At 41.8% G+C, this 16,107-nt stretch carries 18 protein-coding genes; 1 reads left to right on the forward strand and 17 read right to left on the reverse strand.

Annotated features, from left to right (window positions below; all coding sequences use genetic code 11):
* Nucleotides 1-71: 71 nt before the first annotated feature.
* From ACQRCC_RS05745 to ACQRCC_RS05795, 11 genes are all read right to left on the reverse strand, one after another.
* Nucleotides 72-1,412: an MATE family efflux transporter gene (locus ACQRCC_RS05745; protein ID WP_427849853.1), complete on the reverse strand. Its 1,341-nt coding sequence runs from the start codon at nucleotides 1,410-1,412 to the stop codon at nucleotides 72-74.
* A gap of 169 nt (nucleotides 1,413-1,581) precedes the next feature.
* Nucleotides 1,582-2,589 (reverse strand): LacI family DNA-binding transcriptional regulator, encoded by a 1,008-nt coding sequence (locus ACQRCC_RS05750; protein WP_427849854.1) that lies wholly within the window; start codon nucleotides 2,587-2,589, stop codon nucleotides 1,582-1,584.
* Between the two features lie 11 nt (nucleotides 2,590-2,600).
* Nucleotides 2,601-3,731 carry an SLC13 family permease gene (locus tag ACQRCC_RS05755; RefSeq protein ID WP_427849855.1) on the reverse strand — a complete coding sequence of 377 codons (1,131 nt, stop codon included), beginning with the start codon at nucleotides 3,729-3,731 and terminating at the stop codon, nucleotides 2,601-2,603.
* Between the two features lie 48 nt (nucleotides 3,732-3,779).
* Nucleotides 3,780-5,726, reverse strand: coding sequence for a thioredoxin domain-containing protein (locus ACQRCC_RS05760; protein ID WP_427849856.1), 1,947 nt, complete (start codon nucleotides 5,724-5,726; stop codon nucleotides 3,780-3,782).
* 42 nt (nucleotides 5,727-5,768) lie between these two features.
* A complete protein-coding gene (locus ACQRCC_RS05765; RefSeq protein WP_427849857.1) occupies nucleotides 5,769-6,638 on the reverse strand; it encodes a methylenetetrahydrofolate reductase in 870 nt (289 codons plus the stop codon).
* Nucleotides 6,639-6,678: 40 nt separating this feature from the next.
* Complete coding sequence (locus ACQRCC_RS05770; protein WP_427849858.1) at nucleotides 6,679-7,047, reverse strand: YkvA family protein; 369 nt, start codon at nucleotides 7,045-7,047, stop codon at nucleotides 6,679-6,681.
* Between the two features lie 90 nt (nucleotides 7,048-7,137).
* Complete coding sequence (locus ACQRCC_RS05775; RefSeq protein WP_427849859.1) at nucleotides 7,138-8,175, reverse strand: zinc-dependent alcohol dehydrogenase; 1,038 nt, start codon at nucleotides 8,173-8,175, stop codon at nucleotides 7,138-7,140.
* Nucleotides 8,172-8,813, reverse strand: a complete 642-nt coding sequence (locus tag ACQRCC_RS05780) for a TetR/AcrR family transcriptional regulator (RefSeq protein WP_427849860.1) — start codon at nucleotides 8,811-8,813, stop codon at nucleotides 8,172-8,174. Before ACQRCC_RS05780 ends, ACQRCC_RS05775 begins: the two co-directional genes overlap by 4 nt.
* A complete protein-coding gene (locus tag ACQRCC_RS05785) occupies nucleotides 8,806-9,699 on the reverse strand; it encodes a hypothetical protein (protein WP_427849861.1) in 894 nt (297 codons plus the stop codon). The genes ACQRCC_RS05780 and ACQRCC_RS05785 overlap by 8 nt, the downstream gene beginning before the upstream one ends.
* A gap of 3 nt (nucleotides 9,700-9,702) precedes the next feature.
* Nucleotides 9,703-10,056: a dihydropteridine reductase gene (locus ACQRCC_RS05790; protein ID WP_427849862.1), complete on the reverse strand. Its 354-nt coding sequence runs from the start codon at nucleotides 10,054-10,056 to the stop codon at nucleotides 9,703-9,705.
* A gap of 119 nt (nucleotides 10,057-10,175) precedes the next feature.
* Nucleotides 10,176-10,613 carry a zinc ribbon domain-containing protein gene (locus ACQRCC_RS05795; RefSeq protein ID WP_427849863.1) on the reverse strand — a complete coding sequence of 146 codons (438 nt, stop codon included), beginning with the start codon at nucleotides 10,611-10,613 and terminating at the stop codon, nucleotides 10,176-10,178.
* A gap of 200 nt (nucleotides 10,614-10,813) precedes the next feature.
* On the opposite strand from ACQRCC_RS05795, the gene ACQRCC_RS05800 reads away from it, so the two are divergent.
* The gene (locus ACQRCC_RS05800; protein WP_427849864.1) at nucleotides 10,814-12,940 is read left to right on the forward strand and encodes a CocE/NonD family hydrolase; all 2,127 of its coding nucleotides are present in this window, start codon (nucleotides 10,814-10,816) and stop codon (nucleotides 12,938-12,940) included.
* 71 nt (nucleotides 12,941-13,011) lie between these two features.
* Here the strand turns inward: ACQRCC_RS05800 and ACQRCC_RS05805 are convergent, their stop codons facing one another.
* The 6 genes from ACQRCC_RS05805 to ACQRCC_RS05830 form a co-directional block, all read right to left on the reverse strand.
* Nucleotides 13,012-13,530, reverse strand: a complete 519-nt coding sequence (locus ACQRCC_RS05805) for a DapH/DapD/GlmU-related protein (RefSeq protein ID WP_427849865.1) — start codon at nucleotides 13,528-13,530, stop codon at nucleotides 13,012-13,014.
* An 88-nt stretch (nucleotides 13,531-13,618) separates the two neighbouring features.
* On the reverse strand, nucleotides 13,619-13,780 hold the full coding sequence (locus tag ACQRCC_RS05810) for a hypothetical protein (protein WP_427849866.1): 162 nt from the start codon (nucleotides 13,778-13,780) through the stop codon (nucleotides 13,619-13,621).
* A gap of 31 nt (nucleotides 13,781-13,811) precedes the next feature.
* The gene (locus tag ACQRCC_RS05815) at nucleotides 13,812-14,132 is read right to left on the reverse strand and encodes a hypothetical protein (protein WP_427849867.1); all 321 of its coding nucleotides are present in this window, start codon (nucleotides 14,130-14,132) and stop codon (nucleotides 13,812-13,814) included.
* Between the two features lie 182 nt (nucleotides 14,133-14,314).
* Nucleotides 14,315-14,980 (reverse strand): KilA-N domain-containing protein, encoded by a 666-nt coding sequence (locus tag ACQRCC_RS05820; protein WP_427849868.1) that lies wholly within the window; start codon nucleotides 14,978-14,980, stop codon nucleotides 14,315-14,317.
* A gap of 8 nt (nucleotides 14,981-14,988) precedes the next feature.
* A complete protein-coding gene (locus ACQRCC_RS05825) occupies nucleotides 14,989-15,123 on the reverse strand; it encodes a hypothetical protein (protein ID WP_427849869.1) in 135 nt (44 codons plus the stop codon).
* 77 nt (nucleotides 15,124-15,200) lie between these two features.
* Nucleotides 15,201-15,839, reverse strand: a complete 639-nt coding sequence (locus ACQRCC_RS05830) for a PBECR4 domain-containing protein (RefSeq protein WP_427849870.1) — start codon at nucleotides 15,837-15,839, stop codon at nucleotides 15,201-15,203.
* Nucleotides 15,840-16,107: the final 268 nt, after the last annotated feature.

The raw sequence follows: 16,107 nt of genomic DNA on the forward strand, positions 1-16,107 counted from the left end.
CTGTTTCAATTGTAACACTTACTGTTAATAACTTTCAAGAATAGAATAGGGAACAGGACAGAGAACCGTCCCTATTCCAGGCTGTTCATCCATTTTTTTCTTCGGAATACAACCATAGATATTCCGAATCTCACGCATTCCTCCAGTGACAAGATAAAATATACATATGGAATGGAGAACTTCAAAACAAATGCCGAAAGCAGACCCAATGGAACGCCGAACCCCCAGGTTCCGATCATGTCGATGATCATGACATATTTTGTTTTTCCCCCACTCCGAATAATACCGCCTCCCACAATCATATTCAATACCTTAAATGGAGCAACAACCGCATATGCAATCAAAATCTGCCTTGTCAGCAGCTTCACCGTTTCGTCAACCTGATATATTTTCACGTAAAATGTACTCGTCACGATCACCAGTGCAGACAAAATGACAGAGCCTGCTAAACCATAGAGAATCAGTTTTTTTGCCGCCTCATAAGCCTCGTCATATTCCTTATTTCCCAGCTTCTTCCCGATAATGACACTTGCAGCCTGGGACAGGCCGCACAGAGCTCCGATCATCAGTCCCTGGACAGGATTAATTAATGTCATGGCCGCACAGGACTCTGTCCCCATATGCCCATAAATTGCGGCATAGACATTTTCTCCCAGACTCCAGACAAATTCACAGACAAGGATTGGTAACAGCATTGCCGCATATTGCTTCCAGTTGAATCTTATATTCATTGTATAACAATCCTTTGGTTTTTGAAGCAATTCTCCGTATTTACATATCATGAACAGCATGACCAGAAAATTCACACATTGCGAAATCAGCGTCGCAATTGCCGCCCCTTCTGCACCTCTGGGAGAAAAACCACATTTTCCAAATATGAGAACATAGTTTAAACCAGTATTTAAAATTGCGGAAGCGATACTTGCATACAGCGGTAGCTGTGCCTTTTCCATACATCGAAAGACAGTTGACAAAAGGGTCGCCCCAGCCATTGGCACAAAGGTTCCCGAAATAATTCTGAGATAATCGGCCGCTGCCAATATCGTTTTCTGATCTTTCGTATACAGACTCATAATCTGTTTTGGGAAAAAGATGCATACGTCACAAAATAATGCCGCCATTCCAAGCGCAAGTATAAGATTTAGATAAAAGCTTCTCTGAACCTCCTGTCTATTCTTCTGCCCCAGATATTGAGAAATCATAATTCCCGCTACTGCCCCAATCGCAGAGACTATAACTGAAAAAATGGAAGAGAATTTTCCGGCCAGTCCTACACCTGCCACACTGATACTGCCAAGCTGTCCGATCATAATCTGGTCTACAATACTGAAAGATGCCTGCAGCATAGATTGCAGTGCAACCGGGACTGCCAGATGGCATACCGCTATAAAAAAAGTTTGTTTATGTTTCATAAGAATTCCTCCGAAAATAATTTTCACTTTTATTGTATATGCGGATGCTCAGAAACTCAAAGGTTAAACGCATAACCCAAACCAAAAAAGGAAGGCTGTGTTTGTGCAAAATTCACAGCCTGAATTATAAAATATTTCTTTATAGCATTCTGCGCGCTTGAAGTGAGAGTCACCTCACATCTAATGTACTCGCGCGCTCTACCAGCGTCACGGGCAGCATAATTGTAACCTCGTCGTTCTTCTTCTCTTTCAGTTCATGAAGCTTCTCAATCGCAATCTTTGCCCTCAGAGCACCATCCTGTTTCACGGTTGTCAGCGTCGGCCAGATCATCTCACACATGGGAATATCATCAAAACCGGCAATAGATATGTCATCTGGTACAGCAAATCCATTTTCCATCAGAAAATGCATCAGATCAATCGCATAATAATCCGAAACCGCAAAAACCGCCGACACACAGTGGAATTTCTCAATCTCTCTCTGATAATACTCCCAGCGTTCTTTTTTATGCATGGGAATCACCATAACATCACTACGGTCCGCTCCAAATCCTTTTTTAAATCCGTCCAGTCGTTCCTTATCAACACCGGTTTCATTGTCTGAAATACAGATGGCCCGCTCATGCCCGGTTCGTTTGAAATAGTTTCCGATCTGAAAACCTCCATCAAAATTATCAATGGTAATATTCACAATACGCTCCGGATTTTCACAAAAACCATCGTACACAACAAATGGAATTCTCATGTGATTTCTGAGATACATATAATCCTGGTCACAGAAACCAATCATCACAAGTCCATCCATATTCCACATAGAAGCAAACTTCAGGATTTCTTTCGGATTCTTTGCCTTTTTTACCATCATAAATTGTCCGTGAGCTTCGATCTCCGTAGATAAATAATTAAGTGAGGATGAAATGAAAACATCATCCAGTGTATGACCTTCATACTTCTCGTGATCATTTACGAAAACTCCTATAATTTTCGAGGAATTCTGTGCCAGAAGAATGCCTGCCATACTGGGAATATACTGGCGTTCTTCCAGCAATGCCTGCACACGCTTAACCGTTTCATCCGATATTTTCTTCGTTTTTCCATGTATGACATTCGAAACAGTTGCGGTGCTGAGTCCCAGTTCCTCTGCAATGTCACTTATTCTCACACGTTCCTGCCCCATATTATAATCTCCTATCCTAATCCAACCCACTCTACCAGCAGAATCACAAGGAAAATGATATTGGATATGGTGAACATCACAAAATATTTACCTTTGCCGTGTGGCATCTCCCGTGCAATCTGCCGATACGAAATCAGGCTTGCCATGGAAGCAATCAACGTACCCAAACCGCCGATGTTCGTTCCGATGACCAAAGCTTCGATATTATGTGTAAAACCAGAGAGCAACAACGCTGCCGGAACATTGCTGGTAATTTGCGAAGCCAGCACAGCAACCGGGACCTCACGTCCGGAAATTATTTCCTGAATCCATGCAGAAAATGCCGGAACACGACCCAGATTACCAATGAAGATAAAAAATGCCACAAAAGTTAAGAGAAGAGAATAATCCACCCGGCGCAGCGTGATTCGATCCACAAAGAACGTACAGATCAGCACAATTGCAAATACAATGCCATATGGAAGAATATGTATAACGGCAAACAGACAGACCACAAATAAAATCACATAAAGTACTACGATTTTATTATCACTTGATATATATTTCTGTTTTGTGATATTCAGAGCATATAGCTTTTCTTTTTGTCCATAACAAAGCAAAACCGCCCAGACTGCAAGCAGCACCAATGAAACAATTGTATAAGGAAGCATCAATTCAACAAACTGTACTATGCTCATGCTGCTTTTGCTATAAAGGTAAAGATTCTGCGGATTACCAATCGGAGTCAGCATACTGCCAAGATTCGCTGCAATGGTCTGCATACACACAACTGGCAGTGCAATCCTGTGGCGTATCTGTCTCCCCAGATTACTCAGCACCGCAAAGGTAAACGGTACAAAAGTCATCAGTGCAACATCATTTGTAATGAACATACTCCCGAAAAAGCACAATCCAACCAGCACAAGAACAAGCTGGAGTATCCCTCCTGTACGGGAGAGCAATGCCTGTCCCATCCGGTCGAACATGCCTTGCCGCCCCAATCCGGCCATGACAGTCATCAACGAAAATAAAATTCCAAGCGTACGGAAATCTATATAATCAATATATTGTCTATCAGGATAAACAAAAAAAGAGGACAACACTGCCAGTACAATCGCAACCGAAAGTACTGTCTCCTGCTGAATGAAACGTTTTAATTGCATAAATAAAATTTCCTTTCACAAATTACTACTCCTACAAAACAGCCCTATTTATTTTCCCGAAAATTCATTGGACGGCGGCAGACAGGTATGATTTTTACATACATAATAAGTGGTTCTGCCATTTAATAAACGATAGTCATCTGTTAACTCCGGAAGGATCCGGACATCTGCATACAACGGAAGCCGGGCCAGTACCTCTCCAGGTTTCTCACCTGAGAGAACGACGGTTATCTTCTCCGGCGGATACAGATACATCAGCAGCGCAGTTTGAAATAATCCATATCCCGCAGGATATCCCTGTGCTTCCCCGGACAGGAACGCAAGCTGCCGCTCGGTCTGTTCTTCATATCCCTCTCCTGCACCAAGCAGTGAAAGTCGCACCAGACAGTAAGCCATGACTGAATTTCCACTAGGCAGTGCACCGTCATAAGTTTCCTTCGGTCTTGTGATGAGAGTAGCATTCTCAGCTCCATATAGAAAATATCCTCCTCCGTCCCAATCCTCAAATTGTCTCTTTGCCTCACGCAAAATCTGCTCTGCCTTTTTCAGATAGTCCGGCTTTGCGGTGACATCATACAGACAGAGGAGAGCCGCACCGTAATATGCATAGTCGTCCAGAAATCCCCTAACGGAATGAATCCTGTTACGGCAGCTTACATACAGAAGATTACCTTCTGCAAGATATTCCTCGATAAACTGATGATTCTTCTCTGCCACTGAAAGATACCGGTAATTACCCGTTACCCGGTACAAAACTGCAAATGCACAGATCATAAGCGCATTCCAGGCAGTAAGAACCTTATCATCCAGATGAAGACTTGCGCGGGATTTGCGATATTCATACAATACCTTTCTCTCCGTTTCAAATTCACAGGAAACCGTATTACCATTCAGCAGATTGGGAATGTTTTTTCCTTCAAAATTTCCCTGCTCTGTAATTCCGAAATGCCTGCAGAACATTCCTCCTGCTTCATCCCCGAGAATTCTACATATTTCATCATAATCCCAAACATAGAATCTTCCTTCTTCCCCTTCGCTGTCCGCATCCTGGGCAGAGTAAAATTCTCCTGATGGTCCCGTCATTTCCCGCAGTACATATTCCGCCGTCTGTTCTGCCGTATCAAGAAACATCTTCTCTCCCGATTCCTTATATGCAGCCGCATATGCCAGAATCAAAAGCGCATTGTCGTAAAGCATTTTTTCAAAATGAGGTACTAAAAATCGCTCGTCTGTGGAATATCTGGAAAATCCGTAGCCAATCTGATCAAAAATCCCGCCTCTTCGCATATTTTCCAGCGTCAGCTTTACCTGTTGAAAAGCCGATTTCTCCTGATGAATGTGGGCATACAGCGTGAGAAAAATCAGATTGTGCGGCGTTGGAAATTTGGGCGCACTCCCAAAACCGCCATATCTTTTATCAAAACTTCTGGAGAAAAGTTCTGCGGCTTTTCCCGGAAGCTGCGGATCCATTCCCCGGCTCTTGCTGTTTTCCTGCGTATCCGACGTAAGATGTGCAATAATATTCTCCGCTGATTCCAGAAGACCAGCCCTGTCCGTCTGCCATTTTTCTGCAATGGCAAGGAGCAACTCTCCAAAACTGTACATTCCATATCGGGATGTGGATGGAAAATAGGTACCCGCATAGAACGGCTTTTGCTCCGGAGTCATAAAGATACTCATGGGCCATCCGCCGCTCCCTGTAAATGCCTGGCATACCGCCATGTATACACTGTCGATATCAGGCCGCTCCTCTCTGTCTACCTTAATGGATACAAAATAATGATTCAGAATATCCGCAATCTCTCCACTCTCAAAGCTCTCATGAGCCATCACATGACACCAGTGGCAGGTGCTGTATCCTATACTCAGAAAAATCGGCTTATCTTCCCTCTTTGCCCTGTCAAATGCTTCCTCTCCCCAGGGATACCAGTCCACCGGATTTTCCGCATGCTGCAAAAGATAAGGACTGCTTTCATATTTCAAACGATTACTCATATTCATTTTCCTCCTGCTATAGTTTGTGCAAAAGGAAAAGATTTATGCGGGACAGAGAACCGTCCCTATACCTTCGCAGATTTTTCTGGTTACAACCGCATTATTCATGGTATATATGTGAATTCCTCTGATGTCACTGGTCAGAAGATCTATGCATTGACTGATTGCGTAGGATACTCCCGCATCAAACATTGCTTCTTTATTATATTCATACTTACTTATCATTCTTTCAAAACGCTGTGAAAATGCTGCGCCACACATGGATACCATCTTTCTGCTCTGGGCAGCATCTACCACCGGCAGGATTCCGGGAATGACAGGTGCCTGCATTCCTGCTATTTTGCAGTCTTCCTGAAACCTGAAAAAAGGCTCATTTTCAAAAAAGAACTGAGATAACAGTACTTCTGCTCCGGCATCCACCTTTTTCCTCAGATTGAGCATCTCGCTTACCCTGTCTTCTGATTCCTGATGGCATTCCGGATAGCATGCGCCCATAAAACAAAACTCACTCTTTGGCTTCAAATAAGAAATCAAGTCAGAAGCATGTTGAAAATCATCTTTTTCCGGAATTTCAGGATTCCTGTCCCCACGGAGCGCAAGAACATTCTGGATTCCTGCCTCCGTCAATGTTTTCGCAAATGCGTCAATTTCTTCCCTGTCATAGAAAAGGGAAGGTAAATGTACCACCGGCTCCACATGGTATTCATACTTAATTTTCTTCGCAAGCTCTATCGTTCTGTTTCCCTTCGAACTTCCTCCCGGAATAAACACTATGCTAATAAAATCCGGATTCAACTCACATAAATCAGCCAACGTGTCGTCCATTTTCTTCCATTCTGTTTCTCCATATGGCGGAAACACTTCGAATGAGAGACTCCTTTTATCCTTCTTATAAATATCTGAAATAAACATACTTATCCTCCCTCTTACTATTTCGATAAAACTATGTAATTTAGTGAAATATGATCCGCGTTACAATCAAATAGAAAATCAATATCCATATAATCACGACAGGGATTCCGTAATACCACTTTTTAGGTCTCCCCTCACTCCACATGTTTTTCGCCTGTTCCTGATGTTTCATCCAGACATCTTTCGGAATAAACCTGATTGTCAATGCAATCAATGCCGGAAGTAGGATAACGTCATCAAAGTAACCCAGAACCGGAATAAAATCAGGAATCAAATCAATTGGAGACAGTGCATATCCCACTGTAACTGCTGCCAGTATCTTTGCCAATAGTGGTGTCTCAGGATCTTTTAGTGACAGGAATATTGCCGGTATTTTAATTTTTATAAGATTGTAATCTTCCCTGTTCATATTGAAAATCTTCTCCGTCATCATCGCCAAGTTTTATTGTCAGTTATAGTATAGCTCTGCCAGGAGTACTCGTCAAGAAGAATAAGAGACCTACCTCATCCTGATAACTACATTGCCTGCGGATTCTACATTACTCGCAGTGCGTATTGCATCTTCCAGGTTCCCCAACGGGAACTCATGGGTAATAATGCTTTCAAGATCCCACTTACCGCAGGCCATAATCTTTTGCACATCCCATACATCCTCCGGCATATAGCCTCCGGATCCTATAATGCTTTGTTGAGCATAGGTCATATGTAATAGATCAATAGTGCGAGGTGCATTGTTGACGGCAACGGAAACAAAACGGCTTTCGATCTTTCCAAGGCGCAAGAAGTCATCCAGAATACTTTCTGCACCGGCAGCATCCAGCCAGCAGTCAATATTCGCAGTTATACCTCCAAGAGAAGGCGCTGTACCGAAGAATGCCCGGGCTTTTTCTTCAAAATTCCCGGAAAATGGATTACAAGTTTCAAAACCCAGATTTTCCGCCAGCTTCAAGCGAAATACGGAACGATCACAAATCATGACTTTGTCCATGCCAAAATATTTGAAGGCAACTGCTGCTGCAATGCCAATTGTTCCACATCCAAACACAACAGCATTCTGACCGGCAACATACCGATTTCCATCACCGCAGGGAAGCATTCCTCTCCGCGCCGCCCGACATCCTACTGTAAATGGCTCGATCAGACTTGCAAGTTTATCAGAAATACCCTCATCCACAGGATAAAGCGAATGATTTCTCCTGGCGTTCGGAATAAGGATATACTCCGAAAATCCACCGATCGTTCCGGCTCGTTTCGTATCGTCTTTCGCATACCGGGGATAGGGATAAACCCGTTCACCAATTGTAAAATCCGTAATATTCTTTCCGATTTTTACAATACGTGAGACTATTTCATGCCCGAACTCTCCTCCCACTGTAATTTTATGCCCGGTACCCGGGCCATGGGCAAATACTGCCATATCTGTGCCGCAAATACTGGAGTACAAATTCTGTATCAATACATCGTTGTCTCCAACCTCCGGCAAAGGCAATTCCCGGATTTCAATATTCTCTTTACCTAAATATATTGCAGCTTTCATTTATCTTTTTTGTCCTCCTGATGCTGCGTACAGGAACGGACAGAGAACCGCCCCTTTCCCCAGACACATTGATGTATCACGGCAATTATATGGTCAATAGAGTCAGCACAATCGTTTGTTAGCCATTCTGTGATAATTGCCATTAGTCCCCTGATATAAAACGCCATGATGTAAAGTCTATCCTGCTCCGGAATTTGATGGCGTTCTAAAATAGGTGTAAATACATGGCGAAACATTTTGCCATAGGTTTCTTCCAACTGGAGTATCGCCGCATTTTCCACTGCCGTTCGGAACAGACGCTTGTGCTCTTTGATATAACTGAGATAAGGCATCAGATATTCCGGTGTCACAAGATACAGTTCAGAAACCGGGCACTCTCTCAGCCGATTCACCACTTCTGTTTCGATGGAGTTTTCTTTCATGTGGGTAAGGAACTGATCGTATAAATACTGAATACTCTCACACAAAAGATCATTTAGTGTATCGTAATGCAGGTAGAAAGTGGAGCGATTTACCCCGGCTTTTTCACAAATTTCCTTAACTGTAATATAAGGAAAATCCTTCTTTTCCAATAGAGCAAGGAATGCTTCATCCATACAAACGGCGGTATTAAAATATTTACTTTCAGATTTATTCAAAGTGTTCCACCTTCTTTCTTACTTTTCTGCTTTGCTGTAGCATATAAACGGCAATCAGTATGACACCACCCCATACAAATCCACCGGTAATGGCATTCATCATCTTGCGATAATTCTCACCATTTGCAGAAAACCTTGAGATCATGGCTGTCTGCAAGCCGAGAATCGACATCATCGCCGACACAAAGTTCAACACCTTCGCAACAGACAGAACCGGGCTTCCCAACTTACGAAATTTTACAATGTTGACAATGGACATAATCATCGCATAAAAGGTATAAAGAGCCGACAAGTAAATAACATATCCCGGATATGAAAACCCGGAATTCGTCTGTACCATCAATATGATTATACCACCCATCGGAATATTCAGCAAAAAAAGCAGCCAGGCAGTACGTCGATAGCAGCAAATTTCATTCTCTTTATCGTGATGCCGGTAGTTAAAAACCAAATAAGCTCTCAGTCCACCCAGTATCAGATAATAAACTGCCAGGGAGATAAACCAAACCGAATGATAGCGGATACTCGCAGCAACGCGGAATACCACATAAAAAAAGTTGACCGTCATACCCTGATAAATGCTGATGCCACCCCGAAAAGCAAGATCATTCAAGTATTTCCCACCGAGTCCTGAATCGGCAACCTTTCGCATAATCTTACTATTTAATACCGCTGACCTTATTCTTACTGTCAGTGCAGGAACGCAAATCAGCAATATGCTGAGAGAGTATGCCGACATACCATAGATTGTATATGCCAGCATACTCTCCTTTTCTCCCATGGCAAAGATGAAAATAAGTGCAGTAAATGACATCATTGGGATGATAATCCGTACCCATTTCGGCGGATAAAACATTTTTTTCAAAATCATCCTTGCGTAATTCATAACTTAATTCTCGCTGATTTCCTTTGCCAGCTCCATAATCTCAAAAGCATACTTCTGCTTTCCTTTTTTCAGCATTTTCTTATAGACAGGATAATTGATACCCATACCGAAAAGCCCGACAATACCAATAATAACTCCGAAGACGAACATGACAGCAGTTCCGCTTCCGATCACTTTCATTGAAAGGCACATACCAACACCTGTCACCAGTGCAGCGATGATACCGAAAGAATAGGTAAAAACCGTAGCCGGGAGCTTTGCTTTGGTGTCCAGTTTGCGAAGGGCAACTACTTTCGAAGTGTCCTTCGGTGCGTACTCGTTTGCAAGTTGTTCTGCGTAAATTTTATCTGTGTTCATTTTTATTTCCTCCTTCATTTGATAGTTCAATTGTAACGAAGAAGAAAAACAAATTAAACAACACAAACGGCATTAAGTGTTGTATTCAGGATCAGGGACAGTTCCAATGTCCCAAAGAATTATTTCCAGTGTTTCAATTTTGGAACCACAGCTTCCATATGTACTCTGACTTGTTCCGCCGGCCACTCTTCAGTTGCCATGTGTTTAACGCAAAAATCAATTAATTGTTCTTTGCTTGTATATTTGAGTTCACCGCCAGAATAGCACCATTTACAATAATCCTCGTTAAAATCACCATTTGTCTCCTTACTGATGGTGGAATCCTCCAATGGCATGCCGCAGCATTGACATATCAGCTGTCTCGGAGAGCCTAATAATGTATTGATTGAAACATCAAATACCTTAGACAACAACTTTAGAGTCTCTGTATTAGGCACTGTTTCACCATTTTCCCAACGCGATACAGCTTGTCTCGTTACCATTACTTTTTCAGCGAGTTCATCCTGGGATAAACCACTTTTCTTCCGAAGTTCAAAGATAACATTATTTGTTTCCATACTTCATTTCACCTCCTACTACTATATATGGTAACACATCATATCTGTTTATCAAAGCAACCTGCAGTTGCTCTTCTTTCAAATCACTGAATCGGACGGAGAACCGTCCCTTATTGACGCAATCACGAATTAATTCTATACTATCAGTAGAGGGAATTAAGACTCTTATTATATTTTGGTTTTGAAATTGGAGGTTTACAATGAAAGACAAAAGTTACAGCAAAGTACCAGTATTTGAAAATGGACTGGCGCAACCGGTTTTCCCTTTTACGGATGGAAAAACCGGAGAACATTATGCCCCGGCCACATCAGACATTGTTCGCTACTGTGTGTATGTGGAATCGGATTATGATATGGACGGAGACGGTAAGCGGGATCTCGTAAAAGTTCTCGTTCAGGTTCCGCGCAGTGCAGTAGAAGGAAATTACAAGGCTGCTTCTTTATTTGAAGCCCGTCCATACTGTGCCGGTGTTCAGGAAGATGGATATAAACATATGAAAGAAGTGGAAAGCAGAAAATATTCCAAATTTGACTTTGCTGACCTTTACAAAGAAGTGGCTCCCCGTGTTCCTACCGGTTCTATCAGTGCCATGGAGCTTGCATTAAAGTCTGACCCTTCAGACTGGTACTATCCGGACAAAGGAAATCATAACAACATGGTTTATGAGAACCTGGAAAACTTTAATTACTATCTTGTGCGTGGATTTGCTGTTATCATAAGTGCCGGTTTCGGTGCACTTGGCTCTGATGGCTTCAATTATGTGGGATCTGATTTTGAAAGAGATGCTTTCAAATCTGTTGTTGAATGGCTACATGGCGACCGTATTGCCTATGCAGATCGCGAAGGTACCATTGAGACAAAAGCAGACTGGTCAAACGGAAATGTTGCAATGACAGGCCGCTCCTATGCAGGAACTATGCCATTTGCAGTTGCAACAACAGGTGTGGAGGGATTGAAAACAATCGTTCCTGTAGCCGGAATTTCCGACTGGTACAGCCAGCAGAATATGCAGGGTGCGCAGCGATACTGGCCAAAAGAGATGTTAAACAGCTACCTTGCATACTATTGTTCCAGCCGTTACAACGATGAAACATTATCAGAAAAACAGCTGGATGACATTGCAGCATTTCATCACGAGCTGAGCCTTCAACAGTTGAAATGTGGTTTTGATTATGACGCGGACTTCTGGGGAAGTGGAAACTATCGCTTAAATGCAGACAAGATCCGATGCAGTGCGTTAATTGTTCAGGGATTAAATGACGAAAACGTATCTGCGAAGCAGTTTGAAATGATGTTTAAATCCTTCCAAAAGGCAGGTACAACGGTCAAAACAATTCTTCATCAGGGACCACATATCACACCGACCATGCCAAATAAAAATTACGGTATCCTGATCGATGGAAAATTCTATGATGATATCGTAAATGAATGGATTTCTCACTATTTGTATGGGGTTGAAAACAATGCGGAAGCCATGCCTGAGGTTCTGGTACAGACAAATTATGATCAGAGGAAATGGGAAACTTTCGATTCCTGGGATACAGAATATCGCATGAAGCTGGAAAGCGCAGATTCGGGTGTCTCAGTCATCGATACAGATTGGGAAACCGCCGGTGTGAGCGCAGAAAACTTCGATGATGTGATGGGTCAGAAATCTACAAATATGGCTCAGCGCTATGTTACAGCACCATTTGACGAGGCGGTAACGATACAGGGAACCGTATGTCTGAACTTAAGGGCTGCCTTAAAAGATGGTGATGCCGAACATGATTTCCATCCCGAAAACAGGAACGACGTGGATACCCTGACGATGCAGCTTGGTTCTTCGAAAGTTTCCGGCAAGATGGACGATGTGGAAATTGCTGTTCTTCTCTGTGATGTGTGTGACAAAGAATTTGACAGTATCCAGACAGTCGATCCGGAACGAAATATTATTCCTACGGTTACCGTTAAAGAAAACGGAATCATAAATGGTGGAGATCTTCCGGCATTTGACGAGGCGGAATTCTGTACCGTACATAAAAAATATCGTGTAATCACGCGTGCATTTGCAGATCTCTGTAATCCGGAGGCTGGTTATGAGCCGGAAACCGCAGCGAACAGCATTGAGCTGAAGAAGGGCGAATATCATGATTACCACGTATATTTCAACGCAACAAGATATACGGTAGAACCGGGGCACAGCCTCGCTGTCGTAATCGCTACCGAAGACCCGGTAAACTGTCTGATTCACAAAACATATTCGATCGAAATCGATAATGCTTCTGTCCGTGCAGATGTTCCGGTGACAGCAGATTCCAAAGACCGAACCTTATACACAAAGTAGAATAACAAAACCTGGATTCAAAAAAAGAGTGAAGATCATTTCGCATTAAGATATCTTCACTCTTATTTTTGTTAATCTGCTGGCTGTTCATCAAATCGTCTGTCCCTGAAATAGTATTCCTTATCATGCTCATTGATTTCCCTGTATACCTTACATGGAACGCCAAATGCAACCACATTTGCCGGTATATATTTCGTCACAACGGAACCTGCACCGATTACAGAATTTTCACCAATTGTCACTCCCGGTAAAACGATCACATTCGCCCCAATCCACACATTATCACCAATAGTAACCGGGAATGAATACATTCCATCTGCGCGGTGAGCCGGATGAATCGGATGTCCTGTGGTACTCAATGTTACATTAGGACCTATCAGGACATTTTTTCCGATTGTTATTTTCCAGTCATCAATCAAAGTCAGATTCATATTTGCATAAGTGCCTTCTCCGATGGAGACATATTTCCCAACCGCTGCTGAAAGAGGAGGTACGATCCACACATTCTCTCCTACCTCTCCGAATATTTCCGGAAGAAGTGCAGCCCGTCCGTCCATATCTTCCGGCGGCAGCGCATTAAACTGCTGCACAAACTTTTTGCACGTGCTTGCAATTCCATATTTTCCTCATCATCGCCCCATAAAAAACCGTTCTTCATCTTTTCTTGTTCTGTCATTTTTACTTTCCTCCTGTTTTTTTAATATATGAGGACAGAGAACCGTCCCCCCTATAATTGCTTATTTCCTTATCATCCACACATTCTTTCACATAAAATCTCATAAGGTCTTTATGAGCAATTTCATCGTATGTTAGAAAGCGGAAATTATTTTCATCCTTCATAGGCAATTTCGCATTCTCATCAAGATTCTGTTTATCCCAACCTGTCTTTCAAAAATTCTACAGTCTCTTTTAGTTCATCAGAAAAATCATCTAAATCACCGACAGTTATTACACCCTCACGTAAAAGGCGAATCAGATCAAATGGCACATCCTGTTTACTTAATTCAATCAATACCCCTGGATTTTTCTTGTCTCTCTTAATGCGCTTCTCCATTTCCCAAAACTTTGTGGACGCAGATTCATCACTCGTCAAATAATCAACATATGTTGCCACAAGTCTCTCCATATATGATTCCTGCCATTCAGGAAGCTTTTCTCTATACAGTTTCCAATCTCTTTTTGAAACCTCCATATTTCTTACTCCTTTTCCGTACTTTGTAGTTAATTCTTACTTTTTCTACGCACACTGTGAATATTTTTATTTGTATCAATTTTAGATTTTGCTCTATATCCAAGAGAAATAATCATATCAAGATTATACACCTGTTCCACCTTATTTCAACAAAAAAATAGACAGCCATCACTCTGGACTGTCTACCCGCTAATGAAATATTTGGATACAGGCATTACCCTTGCCTCTCCACGGCCTGCATAATCTTTATTCTCCACATAAGTCGCCTGGCTCTCCGCACTCGTCACATCAAGCTCATCCAACTCAAGTTCAACCTCAACACAATCATCCGCTTTCCGTCGGGACAAAAGAACAACATTCAGCATGTCTGCTTCGTTCGCATATGTAAAGGAAATCTGAGCTGGTGTTAATTCCGGCGGAAGCAAGTTCTCTTTAATTCCATCTGTATGTATCCTGTAGTTTAGCTTAGAGATTTCTCTATTTAAATTCCAGTTTAAAGATAGTCTGGCATTTTCTCCTTCTTTCAATCGTTGATAATCTTCAATTATATACAACTTGAATTCCGGAGAAATCCATGATGCAAATCTATTTAACCCAGACTCATTTTTAATTGCCTCGAATTCGACACAATTAAAATTAGGATTATGAATTAATTCCCACAATCCGACAAATGCCACAGTACTTTTATTACGTAACCAGTTCTGAATGACATAGCCTGGATATTCACCTTCTCTTTTCTTTGCAATATCTGTCAACGAAATATAGTCATTTTGTAAATCCTCAGAATAAACACTAATATCTATCCCATTTGCATGAATTGTATCTTTAATTATCTTCACCGTTGCCATCCTCCTCTTTAACCAGGCATTAACCAGTCAGGACAGGCAGGCATTTCCTTTTCCGGAACCGGCTCTTTTGTATTCAGTTTTCTTTTTCCCGGATTACTTTCCAGCTTCTTAACCGCAGTAGGCTTTGGTTTTCTTCCAGCCATCGGAATCCCTCATTCCTTCAAATTTGGGGCACAAAAAAAGCACCAGTTTCCCGATGCTCTAATGTATCCATATGTACTTAATCAATCTTTATATTATAGAATTCTTCGCTTATCAAGTGTTTGATACTCTCTGGTATAGATTTATGTTTATCTTCTACCAGTAACGTATCGTACTTTGCCGTACTCGCATCTTTCGAGAAAATAAAGTCAACAATTTCACCATCATTACTTTTCTCAACAGACGAATCCTCAACCCGTAACGACATAGGCAGAAAGAAGTCATTTACCTTCTTTCCTTTATTATCCGTATTCTCTGTTAGACCTAATGTAAACTCTAAATTGGTAACACTGAGTTTGTATATAATTGTAACAGTCTGCATATCCTTAAGAATACAGACCATATCATTTGTTAACTCTGGTAATCTCTTCAAACATGGCAGTTTCTTTTTTGCATTCGCATATGGGTGTCTTGCATTAAAATAAAACTGGTTATTTGTAAGTTTCGCCTTTTTAGCATTCTTATAAAAATCCTTTGAAGAAAGCTTTGTCTCCACTCCTGTTAAATGAAGAAAGTGATCTACAGGAAAAGATACTTCGAAATATTCATCTCCATATACATACAGAAAAGCTTTACCTGCTAAATCTTGGCTATATATCACAGCTGAATCTATAATTCCTTGTCGTATTGCATTTTTCTTATCCGTTTTAGTTGCCATCTATACCTCATACGTAAAGAGGAGTGTGATGCGAAACCACACTCCTCAGAATTTCTTAAAAAAGAGTTTTCTGCTGGTTGTCAGCCTCGGTATCCAGTTAAGATACCCATAACGACATGGAAATCATTAAGTCCCCCACGTGGACTACAGCTTTCTCCAAGCTGCCAGGCTCGATGCCCAGTTAAGACATCTAATGAGATGGAAAATTATCCTGCTCCATCTGCAGCCCAACTTTTAACGATGCTCTTACATCGAGAACATTTCTGTT

This window comes from Sporofaciens sp. SGI.106, from assembly GCF_050314255.1.
Classification (GTDB): Bacteria; Bacillota; Clostridia; order Lachnospirales; family Lachnospiraceae; genus Claveliimonas.

Bases quoted from the DNA above. Each gene is read 5' to 3' on its own strand.
- ACQRCC_RS05745 (WP_427849853.1), bottom strand. From the start codon at position 1,412: ATGAAACATAAACAAACTTTTTTTATAGCGGTATGCCATCTGGCAGTC.
- ACQRCC_RS05750 (WP_427849854.1), bottom strand. From the start codon at position 2,589: ATGGGGCAGGAACGTGTGAGAATAAGTGACATTGCAGAGGAACTGGGA.
- ACQRCC_RS05755 (WP_427849855.1), bottom strand. From the start codon at position 3,731: ATGCAATTAAAACGTTTCATTCAGCAGGAGACAGTACTTTCGGTTGCG.
- ACQRCC_RS05760 (WP_427849856.1), bottom strand. From the start codon at position 5,726: ATGAGTAATCGTTTGAAATATGAAAGCAGTCCTTATCTTTTGCAGCAT.
- ACQRCC_RS05765 (WP_427849857.1), bottom strand. From the start codon at position 6,638: ATGTTTATTTCAGATATTTATAAGAAGGATAAAAGGAGTCTCTCATTC.
- ACQRCC_RS05770 (WP_427849858.1), bottom strand. From the start codon at position 7,047: ATGAACAGGGAAGATTACAATCTTATAAAAATTAAAATACCGGCAATA.
- ACQRCC_RS05775 (WP_427849859.1), bottom strand. From the start codon at position 8,175: ATGAAAGCTGCAATATATTTAGGTAAAGAGAATATTGAAATCCGGGAA.
- ACQRCC_RS05785 (WP_427849861.1), bottom strand. From the start codon at position 9,699: ATGAATTACGCAAGGATGATTTTGAAAAAAATGTTTTATCCGCCGAAA.
- ACQRCC_RS05790 (WP_427849862.1), bottom strand. From the start codon at position 10,056: ATGAACACAGATAAAATTTACGCAGAACAACTTGCAAACGAGTACGCA.
- ACQRCC_RS05795 (WP_427849863.1), bottom strand. From the start codon at position 10,613: ATGGAAACAAATAATGTTATCTTTGAACTTCGGAAGAAAAGTGGTTTA.
- ACQRCC_RS05800 (WP_427849864.1), top strand. From the start codon at position 10,814: ATGAAAGACAAAAGTTACAGCAAAGTACCAGTATTTGAAAATGGACTG.
- ACQRCC_RS05810 (WP_427849866.1), bottom strand. From the start codon at position 13,780: ATGAAGGATGAAAATAATTTCCGCTTTCTAACATACGATGAAATTGCT.
- ACQRCC_RS05815 (WP_427849867.1), bottom strand. From the start codon at position 14,132: ATGGAGGTTTCAAAAAGAGATTGGAAACTGTATAGAGAAAAGCTTCCT.
- ACQRCC_RS05820 (WP_427849868.1), bottom strand. From the start codon at position 14,980: ATGGCAACGGTGAAGATAATTAAAGATACAATTCATGCAAATGGGATA.
- ACQRCC_RS05825 (WP_427849869.1), bottom strand. From the start codon at position 15,123: ATGGCTGGAAGAAAACCAAAGCCTACTGCGGTTAAGAAGCTGGAAAGT.
- ACQRCC_RS05830 (WP_427849870.1), bottom strand. From the start codon at position 15,839: ATGGCAACTAAAACGGATAAGAAAAATGCAATACGACAAGGAATTATA.